Source organism: Planctomycetaceae bacterium, assembly GCA_041398825.1.
In the GTDB taxonomy this organism is placed as follows: domain Bacteria; phylum Planctomycetota; class Planctomycetia; order Planctomycetales; family Planctomycetaceae; genus F1-80-MAGs062.
In genome coordinates, this window is sequence record JAWKTX010000001.1 from 187,081 (window position 1) to 199,524 (window position 12,444).

General features: G+C 54.1%; 10 protein-coding genes. 3 read left to right on the forward strand and 7 right to left on the reverse strand.

Annotation, left to right across the window (positions count from 1 at the left end; translation table 11 throughout):
- Positions 1-223 precede the first annotated feature (223 nt).
- A complete protein-coding gene (locus tag R3C20_00670) occupies positions 224-1,735 on the forward strand; it encodes a serine/threonine-protein kinase (protein MEZ6038985.1) in 1,512 nt (503 codons plus the stop codon).
- A 190-nt stretch (positions 1,736-1,925) separates the two neighbouring features.
- Positions 1,926-2,900 carry an acetyl-CoA carboxylase carboxyltransferase subunit alpha gene (locus R3C20_00675; GenBank protein MEZ6038986.1) on the forward strand — a complete coding sequence of 325 codons (975 nt, stop codon included), beginning with the start codon at positions 1,926-1,928 and terminating at the stop codon, positions 2,898-2,900.
- 397 nt (positions 2,901-3,297) lie between these two features.
- Here the strand turns inward: R3C20_00675 and R3C20_00680 are convergent, their stop codons facing one another.
- The 7 genes from R3C20_00680 to R3C20_00710 all read right to left on the reverse strand — a co-directional run bounded on the left by R3C20_00680 (position 3,298) and on the right by R3C20_00710 (position 10,850).
- Complete coding sequence (locus tag R3C20_00680; protein MEZ6038987.1) at positions 3,298-4,515, reverse strand: CvpA family protein; 1,218 nt, start codon at positions 4,513-4,515, stop codon at positions 3,298-3,300.
- A 194-nt stretch (positions 4,516-4,709) separates the two neighbouring features.
- Positions 4,710-5,159 carry a D-aminoacyl-tRNA deacylase gene (gene dtd, locus R3C20_00685; protein MEZ6038988.1) on the reverse strand — a complete coding sequence of 150 codons (450 nt, stop codon included), beginning with the start codon at positions 5,157-5,159 and terminating at the stop codon, positions 4,710-4,712.
- 112 nt (positions 5,160-5,271) lie between these two features.
- A complete protein-coding gene (gene thiO, locus R3C20_00690; GenBank protein ID MEZ6038989.1) occupies positions 5,272-6,390 on the reverse strand; it encodes a glycine oxidase ThiO in 1,119 nt (372 codons plus the stop codon).
- Between the two features lie 5 nt (positions 6,391-6,395).
- Positions 6,396-7,667 (reverse strand): PQQ-binding-like beta-propeller repeat protein, encoded by a 1,272-nt coding sequence (locus tag R3C20_00695; protein ID MEZ6038990.1) that lies wholly within the window; start codon positions 7,665-7,667, stop codon positions 6,396-6,398.
- A gap of 249 nt (positions 7,668-7,916) precedes the next feature.
- The gene (gene fbaA, locus R3C20_00700) at positions 7,917-8,948 is read right to left on the reverse strand and encodes a class II fructose-bisphosphate aldolase (GenBank protein ID MEZ6038991.1); all 1,032 of its coding nucleotides are present in this window, start codon (positions 8,946-8,948) and stop codon (positions 7,917-7,919) included.
- A 257-nt stretch (positions 8,949-9,205) separates the two neighbouring features.
- Entirely contained in the window at positions 9,206-10,282 is a 1,077-nt protein-coding gene (gene recA / locus R3C20_00705) for a recombinase RecA (GenBank protein ID MEZ6038992.1), read from the reverse strand.
- Between the two features lie 259 nt (positions 10,283-10,541).
- Positions 10,542-10,850 carry a DUF971 domain-containing protein gene (locus R3C20_00710; GenBank protein ID MEZ6038993.1) on the reverse strand — a complete coding sequence of 103 codons (309 nt, stop codon included), beginning with the start codon at positions 10,848-10,850 and terminating at the stop codon, positions 10,542-10,544.
- A 203-nt stretch (positions 10,851-11,053) separates the two neighbouring features.
- On the opposite strand from R3C20_00710, the gene R3C20_00715 reads away from it, so the two are divergent.
- Positions 11,054-12,415, forward strand: a complete 1,362-nt coding sequence (locus tag R3C20_00715) for an amidohydrolase family protein (protein ID MEZ6038994.1) — start codon at positions 11,054-11,056, stop codon at positions 12,413-12,415.
- Positions 12,416-12,444: the final 29 nt, after the last annotated feature.

Genomic DNA, 12,444 nt, shown 5'->3' on the forward strand with positions numbered 1-12,444 from the left:
TTATGCTCTTGCAAGAGGCTCAGTCATGCGGTGGGATTCAAAAAAAAACAAAGGCTCATTACGCTTCACTGTTGCATTCTGTCTCGCAGATGCCTTCGATTGACATCAGGCTTGCAAACGTTTGCGGCGGCGGGCCGCTGCTCCGCGCACTGCGAAAAGAAGTAAACATCATATTCATAAGAACCAGCCAGACGAATGAAGCTGTCAGCTGAGGAGTTTAGTCGTGTCTGATGCACAAAATAAAGTTGGCACTTACGAGCTGAAGAACTGCATTGCCAGTGGTAAGACAACCCAGATTTGGGAGGTGACGGAGAACGGGACGCTCTCGTTTGCGATGAAGTTGATGCTGGAAGATGCCCGGAAGAAGCCCGAAGAAAAGGCAATCCTTAAGCACGAGTTCAAGGTCGGGAAAAGCTTCGACCACCCATCCGTGATCCGGTTTCACAAGATTGAAGTCAGCCGCGATCACGCGTTCTTTATTATGGACTTTTTCCGTGCGCCCAGCATGAAGGTTCAGATTGCGACAAATCTGCCTGACGTGCAGAGTCGATTTGCCAGGATCGCTGAATCGATCTGCACTGCGATGACGCATGTCCATGAAAAGGGGTGGCTGCATCGGGATATCAAGCCGGAGAATATTCTGGTGAACAAGACCGGAGAAACTCGCGTCGTCGACTTCTCCCTGGCGTCAAAAATTGCAAAAGGGCTTGGGAAGCTGGTTGGGGGCAAATCAAAGATTATTCAGGGCACAAGGACATATATCGCTCCGGAAGTAATTATGCGAAAGCATGTCGATGAAAGGACTGATATATATAGCCTTGGTGTTACGCTGTTTGAGCTTGCTACTGGTGTGCCACCTTTCGCGGGCCTGGATCCCAATGATCTGCTGAAGAAACACTTGTCGGAGGCACCAGCACCCCCTTCGGCAATTAACAGCAATGTAACTCCCGAGCTGGATCAGGTGTTATTGAAAATGATTGCCAAGAAACCTTCCGATCGATACGCAGATATGCGTGAAGTTCAGACAGCCCTGAAGGCTGTGCGTTGCTTTAAAGAAGACCCGGCTGAGTTGTATGGACGCTCTATTCGCGAAGCGAAGGAACAGGAAACGCTGAGTGTTGATAAACGACTCGACAGTCGTGCAGACGCGGACCGGACTGCGATGGGCGTCGCGGCTCCTGCTAAACCGACGAAAGGTAAGCGAAAAACGGCGGCGATCGGGAAACTGGATCCTGTCGTGAAAAAAGGTGCTCCGGCGGGTCATCCAGGGCAGCAGCAACCGGGAATGCCTCAGCCAATGATGGCACCTCCGATGATGATGCCACCGATGATGATGCCTCAGCCAATGATGATGCCACCGATGATGATGCCGCCCGGTGCGATGCCACCGGGAGCGATGCCACCGGGAGCGATGCCACCCGGTATGACGCCACCGCAAATGCCTCAGCCCGCAATGCCGTCCGGTGGTATGCCGCCGCAGATGCCTGCTCCGGTTACGCCCCAGGTTGGTGCTCCTCAAATGCCCGTGCCCGATCAGATTCAGGCACCGCCCCCAAATTCACCGACACCCGAACAGGCTACTTCGGCTTCAACGCAGGAAAATGACGCAAAGAATGAAAGTGATCAGGCCGTCCGGAGTATTCGCTTGCCGCTGGAGCGTCCGAAGGCACGGGGACACATGTCCGACGCCGACGAGGATCTGGATTTCATGACTGAGCTGCCCGACATCATGTAATGCCAGTTTGTGGAAGATTGTCGTCAAGGAAAAAGGGGTTCTCATTTTCCGTTTCGGATACCTGTGGTTTTCAGACGGAGTCAAATTGCGTAAAAGACGCACAACTTCGCTGGTGGGCAGCCTTTCTGCAAAAGCTGTCGACTGCGTAAATTCCCTGCGTGATTTGACCTGAAAATAAAGAACTTCTGCGATGCCATCCGTTCACCAGCTGCCTTTTGAGAAGCCGCTTTACGAGCTTGAAGAGCGCCTGCAAAAGCTCGAAGCTCAATCCGATCCATCCCCGGCGGAAAAAGAGAGCATGCGGCGTATGAGGGTGGAACTCACGCAAATGACGCGTGAACGCTATCAAAACCTCGATGCCTGGCAGATCGTCCAGGTTTCGAGGCATCCCGAGCGGCCTCAGACCCCGGATTACCTGGAACTGGTTTTCGATGAATTTGTCGAACTGCATGGCGACCGGTCGTTTGGCGATGACCGTGCGATTGTCACCGGTTTCGCCAAGCTCGCTGGTCGAAAAGTGATGTTTGTTGGCCATCAGAAGGGGCGAAACCTGAAAGAGCGGAATGAATGCTCGTACGGCTGCGCGAATCCTGAAGGTTACCGAAAGGCCATGCAGAAAATGGAAATGGCTGCCCGATATGGGCTGCCAATCGTTTGTTTGATTGATACGCCTGGCGCGTATCCCGGGATTGGCGCTGAAGAACGTGGTCAGGCCTACAATATCGCAGTCAATCTCCGTGACATGTCTACGTTGAACGTCCCGATTATTTGCGTGGTGATTGGTGAAGGCGGATCTGGTGGCGCGCTTGGGATTGGAGTGGGCGACCATGTGGCGATCCTTGAATACGCCTATTATTCCGTGATCAGTCCCGAAGGCTGCGCCGGGATTCTCTGGAAGCATGGTCGGCATGCGGATAAGGCTGCACGCGCGTTGCGGTTCACAAGCAAGGATCTGCTTGAACTGGGGATTGTTGACGAGGTGATTCCCGAGCCATTGGGCGGGGCTCATCGCAACCACTTCAAGATGGCAGCCACATTGAAAGGGTGTCTGGTCGAAGCGCTGAATTCGCTGGATCAGGTTCCGGCTGGCGAGTTGGTTGAGCGTCGCTACCAGCGATTCCGGAAGATCGGTGTCTTCGAGGAATCGGGCCCGCTGCCAGCGTGATCCACGCTCCCGATTGGATCCCGCTGCAAGTGCGATTCAGGGCTCAATGTTCGTCGCTCGGCCGAGTCGCTGCGGTGCGGGCAGGGGCGTGGTGCCGTCAGATTGCCCAGGCGAGTTCAGTGCTGCTGATTGATGATGGAGATGGCTGTAAGCATTCGACTGCAGTCCGTGGCCCGGCGTCTTTAGTGACCGTGAATTCGGGTACCCACAACGTCCGATAATGTCCGTTATGTTAGGTTAAGGCGAAAAAACGCCGTTTTTTTGGGGGGTGTCTTGCCCCCTTTCTGTGACCACCGTTCACAGCTGTGACAGCTTCCAGGGGTTCCATCGAATGAAACTTCGGTCGCATTCTGGTCTGTTTTGTCAGGGTGTTGAGCGATGTCTCGAAAGAGACGACTCAACGTATTGACTGGCTGAGTCTGGTTCGAAGCTGTCGGTCCAGCTGGTCAATTGAGTAACCGGATTGATTGAGTTGCCGAAGGATCCTTGTGTCAATTGGTGTGTTCACATTAGTGCCGGGGTCCGGATCGTTTTGCAGTAGCATCACATCTGCATTCCAGTCTTCCAGCACGCGTCGCTGAACGATCTGGGGAACACCTGCCAGGTATTCTTTTGTCTTGGCGACGATCGTGTCACGGCTTCCGTAGATACTGGCAATCTGATCAAGGAGCAGTCCATCCGTTCGGGAGAGTTGAGCCTGATCTGGTGTCCCGGTCCCCTGCCCGCTACCGAAAGCTCGCACAAAGCTGTCGAGGATATTGCCTGCGTTCTGGGGAACGCTGTTGCTGATCTGTTGAAGCAGTTGTTGCTTCTGTTCGGGGGTTGAGTTCTTCAGGACATCCATAGTTCGGGATGTGAGATCGTCTCGAAGATTACCGGGGAGTTCGCGGAGCAATTGGTCGAGACTGGGGTCATTTCGCGATACTGCTGAGCCTCCTGAAGCCGCATTACCCGGATTTGTAATTCCGTTCAGTACATCGCCCCAGCTTTGTTGTCCGGACGATTCGGGGCTTGTCTCCCCTGCTCCGCTCCACTCCTCTCCGAACGGTGGCGCATCCGGAGTTCGGGGCTCATCCGGAAGCTGCGGATTTCCCAACTCCCTGTTAAAGCGGTTCACAATGTCTTTCACAGTATCAGCGGCGCCTTCGGGAACCAGCGGAATCAACGGATCAATGTGGTGAAGCAGCTGAGCCGCCACGTACGCAGACTTGGTGTTGCTGATGATGGGCCGCAATGACTGAGACAGGGTTAATCCAAAGAACATGACTGTCATACAGATGATCAGTCCCTTGAGACCGCCGAGTAATGCTCCCAGATGCCGGTCAAAGTCTTTGAGCTTCATTTTCTCCAGCCAGGTGGTCAGCATGCCGGCGGCCACAAATGACACCAGACAGAGGCCCAGGTAAACGATTGCCATGGCAATCCATTTACGGAGGGGCTGGTCAACGGCGATTGCTGGTTCCACGGCAGGCGCTAGTTCGCCGGCAAACTTGAAGCACAGCACCAGAGCAACAACCCAGGCTGCCTGCGCAACGAGACCTTTCGTGGCACCCTTCCAGGCGCAGAAAATCAACGTCGCAAGGACGGCGATGTCGAAAAGTTGTGAGGAGTCCATGGAATTCCACCGGTACAAACGTAGGCGCGGTTCACGACAAGCCCGGCAGAGTATAGGGGCTGGGGTGGATTGCAGGAAAGGTCGGTTCGGGAGGGCTAAGTGTCCGGATTTCGCGGGCAATGATCGAAATCAGGCGGTTTGCCGATGGGTTGGGGTAGCGACAAGCCCGCACCCTGCGTCGGACCTGCGATGGTTCAGAATTGCTTCTGGCTGTCCAGCAGCAATGTGACCGGGCCATCGTTGACAAGCTTCACTTCCATTTGAGCCTGGAAGGTTCCCGTTTCGACCCGAATTCCCTGGCCCTGAAGTTCAGCAACTACGCTCTGATACAGTGAGATGGCTTTTTCCGGCCGGGCCGCTGCGACGAAGCTGGGCCGCCGCCCTTTTCGACAGTCACCGTAAAGAGTGAATTGGCTGACGACCAATACCGCGCCATCAACTTGTTCGAGGGACAGATTCATCTGTCCGTTCTGGTCTTCAAATACTCGGAGGCCTGCAATCTTACCAGCCGTCCAATTGACGTCCTCCTGAGTGTCCGACTCTGATACTCCCAGCAGTACCAGAAAGCCGCGACCAATTTCACCAACTGTTTGACCGTCAACCAATACTGACGCTTGACTCACTCGTTGAACGACAGCTCGCATATTGTCCTGCTTTTATCTTTGTCTACTTTTCTGCGGTTCGTGTCCCGCGACGCGCATACCGCTTGGCAATGCTGCGATAAGAAGCGTCACGGCGTGGCTGTGGGCTTTTGATTCAGTTTGAAAACCGATGTGCTTCGAGTCCACTCAGGGAAACAGGTGACGGTCGGCTCTGGAGCAGTTCTCTCAGAATCATACTGGTGCCGATGGACATCTGCAGGCCCGATCGAAAGTGGCCCGTACCTGCAAACAAATTGTTGAACTGAGGGAACGCACCAATGAGCGGCAATTCGTCGATGGATGCTGGTCGCAGCCCTGACCAGCACCTCACAACCTCTGCTTCCCGGAGGGCAGGGCACAGCATCTCTGCCAGTTGAATCAGCGACCGAACTCCTTCTGCTGTGTTGCGTTTTTCAAATCCTGCGTCTTCCTGGGTGGAACCGACGAGAACTAATCCGTCATCTCGGGGAACGATGTATCGCCTTCCGAGTTCGACGACCGATGGAATTGGCTTTCCATGGTTTCGCAACAGTACGATCTGACCCCGGACAGGTTTTACAGGCACCTGAATCTCAAGCTGATTCAGCAAGCCGGCTGACCATGCTCCCGCCGTTATACAGACTTTTTCAAACGAGAAGCTGCACTTCGCACTTTGTATCTGAGCGATCCGGTTTCCATCGTGAATGAACCGAATATCACCCACGTTTTCGGCAAACTGGACGCCGACGCGCTGGCAGGCAGAGTACAGAGCTTTCAGGTGACGTGGGTTTCGAACTTGTGCAAAGTCGGGAAGAAACAACGCCTCGGTGAATGAAAGGCTTGCCGCACCACATCGTTTTTCAATTCCGGCTGCATCCAGAGTTTCGATGCGGAGCCGTTCGCTGTTCCACATGGCTGCCGAACCCTGAGATTCGGCATCTGTTTCGGCGCAGAACTCGACGGCACCACAAACTCGGTGACCGTTGTCGATGCCAGTTGTTTCTCTCAGTTCGACGGAGAACTCTTTCCACAGTTCCGCGCTGTATGAACGCAGCCTTGCTTCCGGAGTGGCTGCATATGGCAAGTTGCCGGGCGGCAGCATTCCAGCGCCGGCCCACGATGCCTCCCGGCCTGATTCCTGACGGTCACAAACAAGGACTGACACGCCATCCTGTGCAAGCTTGAGTGCGGTGGTCAGTCCGATCACGCCACCACCAACAATCAGGACATCGCTGCAGACATTGCTCCTGGTCACTGCCTTCACTTCGTTCCTATACAAAACAGTGATTCCTGACGACTTCCGCTCTTGCTGCTTGCCACCCGGATAAAGGCACGCCCGTCAAGAAAGACAGGAGTCGCAAATGATTCGTCACCGAGTTGGTTTTCCGCAATCAGCTCAAACTTTTCGGGTGAGGCTTTGAAAACGTAGGTGGTGCCAAGCTCGTTGCTGGCGTAGATCAGTCCATCGACGAGCACGGGTGATGCAGAAACGGGTCCACGCTGTCTGGACTTCCACATTTCCCGTCCGGTGGCTGCTTCCCAGCAGAAGAAGATGCCCTGGTCATTAAATGCATACACATAACCGTCTGAGATCAGCATCGACTGTTCGTAGCATTTGACGTTGTTTTTCCACAGGATCCTTCCACTGCCATCTGCTGCAACGGCAACCGTTTCGGCTTTGGGGTAACCACCGCTTGCAAAGGCTACGTTGTTATCCCAGATCGCGGTTCCACAGGTCGCGTGTGTCAGGCAGGGGACACTCCAGAGAGGCTGACCATTGTTCGGATCGTAGGCTGAAAACTTCTCGAATCCACTCAGCAAAAGCTGTTCTCGGCCTGCGACGTTGGCAACGATGGGAGATGACCAGACCAGTCCTTTGGGCATATCCCGGGACCAGACATCCTTACCGGTCTTCAGGTCCAGGGCTTTCATCCATGAAATCGTATCGCAGTTTCCTGTGATGATGAGCGTATCCTTGTAAATCGTCGGTGATGCTGCGTAACCGTATTCGTACATCTTCGGGTCAAATCCGCCGACATCCCTCTTCCAGACGATTTTTCCCGCAGCATCCAGAGCTGCGGCTTCCAGTTTGCGGTGGTGGTTGAAGACTGCAAAGAACAGCGTACCATCGCTGGCAACCGTCGAGGATGCATGCGTGTTCTTGTTGTGTAGTTTTGGGAAACCACCCTGAGAAACAGGTGTGATCCATTTTTGTTTGCCGCTCTCTCGATCAAAGGCGATCAATCCCTGAACCTGCGCTTGTTCATCCGCCGTGGTCAGCACAATCAGGTCACCCACGATGGTTGGCGACGAATGACCCCGACCAGGAATGTCCGTCTTCCAAATGACGTTTTTCGTGGAGCTCCATTCGATTGGAGCACCCTGCCCTGTTCCGGCAATACCGTTGCCGGATGGTCCCCGCCACTGCAGCCAGTCCGATGCAGCTGCTGCATCGCTCCAATTCAGCGTTGGTGCCAAAGTCAGAAGCATGAGAGAGTGGAAGACGGCAGTGAACGAAAGCAACCGACGCATGACGGACCTCAATGACGGAAAGACAGCGGCACGGGGCAACTATTGGCCAACAAAATGGAGTCTGTCAGTTTCAGGCTCTTGCCGCAAGGACAAGCATCACATTAGAGACAGGGGCCGCTATGGCGGGAACTTCGTCAACCCGCCTACGCTTCAGATTCGATTTCAGTGTGTTCCTGTGGATGCAAAAGGGCTCGACTTCCTCGCGAAGCCGAGCCCTGAGTTTCAGCAATCTGATGTTTTGCAGCAGGATCAAACCTTGCCGAAGATGGTATTGCCGGTGCTCTTCAGTTCATTGCATGCGCGGACCATTCGGGCGGCGACGCCGGCTTCAGCCAGTTTCAGATAAGTTCGCGGGTCATAGGCTTTCTTGCTGCCAATTTCACCGTCAACCATCAGCACTTCGTCATAGTGCTTCAGCATGAAGTCGACAACAGGTCGAGTAAACGCGTATTGCGTATCTGTGTCGATATTCATTTTGATCACACCGTAATCCAGTGTCTCCTGAAGCTGATGGGCTGGCGTTCCGGAACCACCGTGGAATACCAGATCGAATTCCGCATCCGCGCCGTATTTCGCGGTCACAGCAGTCTGACCGTCTTTCAGGATTTCTGGTTTCAGCTTCACGGCGCCGGGCTTGTAGTGGCCATGCACATTGCCAAAGGTGGCAGCGAACATGAATCGACCGATGCCGCTGAGCGCTTCATGTACCGCAACCATGTCTTCCGGAGTTGTATAAAGCTTGTCATTAGCCACATCGGAATGGTCGATCCCGTCTTCTTCCCCGCCAACGACTCCGGCCTCGACTTCCAGAATGATCTCGTTTTCGACGCAAAGCTTCAGCAGGTCCTTCGCGATCTCCATGTTCTTGTCCAGCGGTAATTCCGAGCCATCGAACATGTGCGAATTGAACAGGTTGCCCTGCCCTGCAGCTCGGCGAGCAGCCGTCGCGGCGATCAGTGGCTTCAGGAAGCTGTCTACCTTCTTTGGCTGGCAGTGGTCTGTGTGCAGTCCAATCAGGATGTCATATTTTTCGGCAAGCCGGTGAGCGGCTTCTGCCAGAACGATGACTCCATGAACCGAATCCTTGATATTCAAACCGGACGCGAATTCGCCAGCGCCGGTTGAGAACTGGATAATGCCGTCAGACTTGGCGTCAGCGAATGCCTTCAAGGCTGCGTTGATGGTTGCAATCGAAGTAACGTTGATTGCCGGGTACGCATATCCACCCTTCTGAGCGGCATCCAGCATGGCGGCGTACTGTTTTGGCGTTGCGATTGGCATTTGAGAAAGGCTTTCTAAAAATCTTTTCCTGTGAACAAAGTCTTTAAGCCGAGAAGGTTACCGACTCCCTGCCCTGCTGCAAGGTCTGCCCCGGTTTCCCGCGTTTGTTGGCAAAGTTATCGAGTTCCTGAGAAAATGAGCCGGGATTCAGCGAGCATTCCAGCCGTCGAAAGCATGAAAGAGGCCGCAGTTCACCCTGATGCGGTGAAGCGGCCTCTTACCATTCAACAGTACATTTTCCATCAGCGTGACGGAAACTATTCCTCGGCAGCGGCGGCTGTTTCTTCGACAACCGGCCCGACTACGTTTTTCAGTTCGAGGATCTTCTGCTTGATTTCTTTGGCGATCTCAGGGTTCTCCTCGAGGAAAATTCGAGCCCGGTCACGCCCCTGGCCAATCTTTGTGCTGCCGTAGCTGAACCAGCTTCCGCTTCGGTCGATGATTTTGTTTTCCACTCCAAGGTCCACAAGGTCCGCCTCAAAGCTGATGCCGTGCGTGTTGTACATGTCGAATTCAGCAACTCGAAATGGCGGCGCTACTTTGTTCTTAACGATCTTTGCACGCATTCGAATTCCAATTTGAGTTTCGCCATCCTTGATCGAGCTGATTCGGCGAACGTCAACTCGACATGAACAGTAAAACTTCAGTGCTTTGCCCCCGGGAGTCGTTTCCGGGCTGCCGAACATCACGCCAATCTTTTCACGCAACTGATTGATAAAGATGACGGTTGTCTTTGCACGCGAAATTGCTCCCGTCAGTTTGCGCATCGCCTGGCTCATCATGCGCGCCTGCAACCCGACGTGACTGTCTCCAATCTCACCATCCAGTTCCGCCTTCGGGACCAGGGCTGCAACTGAGTCGACGACGATGATGTCCACCGCATTGGATTTCACAAGCATTTCAACAATTTGAAGCGCTTCTTCGCCGTAAGAAGGCTGGCTGACAAGCAGGTCGTCCAGATTCACGCCTATCTTTCGCGCCCAGGAGGGATCGAGAGCGTGTTCGGCGTCGATGAAGGCAGCAATGCCCCCCTCCTTCTGAGCGCTGGCAATTGCGTGTAGAGCCAGTGTCGTCTTACCGCTCGACTCCGGACCATACATTTCGATGATTCGTCCACGAGGAAAACCGCGTCCACCCAGCGCCAGATCCAGCGACAACGCGCCGGAAGGAATTCCCGGGATACCGGCCGTGGATTCGGCCGAATCCAGCTTCATGATGGAGCCCTTGCCGAACAGCTTTTCAATCTGACCGACGGCATTGTCAAGCATCGCCGAATGATCGTCAGTCGGCGCGGCCTTTTGAGTAATTGCCTTTGACTTGGACCGAACTGCCATGACATTCATCCTTCTTCGAAACGGGCTTTAGAGTCTGTGCGTCATTCATGCAATGTGCACATCGTGGGAGACCAGCATTGCAATAGTCAATTGAGCAGGAGGCTGATGTTTCGTCTGTCGATGCAATTCACACGCTGATCACAAGTGCGGGCGGGATCAATCCCGATCGCAAGGGACAGCTCGACATCACGACCAGGTTCGGCCACCTGCGGCGGAAGTTTAGTGAATTCGGGCTCTTCAGGGAACCTGGCGAGCCGCCTTATTTGTGATCGCTGTTCTGCGAGATTTGTCGGAGATGGTCCCAGGTAAATAAACCACTGTCATGGCCATCTGACCAGCGGAACTTCATGGCATAGTTCCCCGCAAGGGCGACATCGACAAGGTCCAGATCCGCCGGAATGGTCAATGGGTCCAGCAATTGTTTGCCGGTAAATTCGTCTACGCAAACTGCGCAGCGGCAATGCTGTCGAACGTACTGGAATGGCAGTTGCGAAATGTCGTCCGGGCTCCAGATCAATTCCAGGACACGCTGCTGTTTGTGCACTTTGATATTTGATGGTGATTGCATGGACGCAGATTAGACACTCGGTGGCAAGTCGTAAACGGACCTCGAGTCGTGTCCTGCGAATTCTCGAAGCAGCAGATTCCGCATGGTGGCCGTTCTTGCAGTTGCCACTGACGACCGTGAGAATGCCCGGAAAGTTTGTTCGGCGTTCCTCCCCTGACTTTCAAGCTACGGGATCTCCAATGCACCTCCCCCTGCCCTGTTCCATGTTGCACTCAGAATTTCACCCCGGCAAAGTTGCTGCAGCCTTCATTGCCGCGATGGTTCTCCGTTGGCGACATGTTTCGAATGCAATCGTCCATACGATTTTCATCCTGGGCCTTACGGTGCCGTCTGTCGAAGCATCCACCCTGATCTATGCGGGGCGACTAATTGATGGACAATCCGATACGGAACGTGTTGCGGTTACGATCGTCGTCGATGGAAACAGGATTGCCCGCATTGCGGACGAATACGTGCCACCGACAAATGGCGACGTCGTCCTGGACATGAAGTTGTACACTGTGATGCCTGGTCTGATGGACATGCATACCCATCTGATGTCGCAGCATTCGAAGGATTCCTATACCGAACGATTCTTTATGGAAGAATCTGACTACGCACTTCGATCCACAATGTTTGCCCGCGCGACACTGATGGCTGGCTTCACAACCGTGCGCGATCTTGGCGATAACGGGATTAATTCTGTTTCTCTTCGCAAGGCCATTCAGGAAGGTTGGATTGTTGGTCCTCGAATCTACACCAGTGGCAAATCGCTGGCGACGACTGGTGGTCATGCCGATCCGACGAATGGCTTGCGTGGCGACTACAAGCGTGATGCGGGGCCATTGGAAGGCGTCATCAATGGACCGGATGATGCCGCGAAGGCTGTTCGCCAGCGTTATAAGGACGGTGCCGATCTGATCAAACTGACCGCGACGGGCGGCGTGTTAAGTTTGGCTGCCAACGGTCAGAATCCCCAGTTCACTGAAGAAGAGCTGGAGGCCATTGTCCTGACGGCAAGAGACTATGGAATGGCAGTGGCCGTTCACGCTCACGGATCAGAGGGGATGAAACGAGCGGTTCTGGCAGGTGTCGATTCCATCGAGCACGGGACATTCATGACTCCCGAAGTCATGGAGCTGATGAAGGAACGCAACACGTTCTGGGTTCCAACACTGATGGCTGGCGAATGGGTGGCGAAGAAGGCGGAAGAACCAGGATATTTTCCTGAGGTTGTCCGGCCCAAGGCTGCCAGTATCGGCCCGGCGATGAAAGACACATTTCGCAAGGGTCGCGCTGCGGGTGTTCGGATCGCGTTCGGAACAGATTCCGGCGTTTCACGGCACGGTGAGAATGCACGCGAATTTGAATTGATGGTTGAAGGTGGAATGTCACCGATGATGGCGATTCAGTCTGCCACGATGTCTGCCGCGCAATTGCTGCGAGTCGACGATAAACTCGGCAGCATTGCTCCTCAAAAACTGGCCGATATCATCGCCGTCGAAGGCAATCCAGTCTCCGACATCAGGGCCATGCACAATGTGGTTTTCGTAATGAAAGACGGCGAAGTATTCAGGAAGCCATAGTTACTCACAACCTTCCTCCCTTCAACGTA

Coding starts and splice junctions, on each gene's coding strand:
- R3C20_00675 (MEZ6038986.1), top strand. CDS start 1,926: ATGCCATCCGTTCACCAGCTGCCTTTTGAGAAGCCGCTTTACGAGCTT.
- R3C20_00680 (MEZ6038987.1), bottom strand. CDS start 4,515: ATGGACTCCTCACAACTTTTCGACATCGCCGTCCTTGCGACGTTGATT.
- dtd (MEZ6038988.1), bottom strand. CDS start 5,159: ATGCGAGCTGTCGTTCAACGAGTGAGTCAAGCGTCAGTATTGGTTGAC.
- R3C20_00695 (MEZ6038990.1), bottom strand. CDS start 7,667: ATGCGTCGGTTGCTTTCGTTCACTGCCGTCTTCCACTCTCTCATGCTT.
- fbaA (MEZ6038991.1), bottom strand. CDS start 8,948: ATGCCAATCGCAACGCCAAAACAGTACGCCGCCATGCTGGATGCCGCT.
- recA (MEZ6038992.1), bottom strand. CDS start 10,282: ATGGCAGTTCGGTCCAAGTCAAAGGCAATTACTCAAAAGGCCGCGCCG.
- R3C20_00710 (MEZ6038993.1), bottom strand. CDS start 10,850: ATGCAATCACCATCAAATATCAAAGTGCACAAACAGCAGCGTGTCCTG.
- R3C20_00715 (MEZ6038994.1), top strand. CDS start 11,054: ATGTTGCACTCAGAATTTCACCCCGGCAAAGTTGCTGCAGCCTTCATT.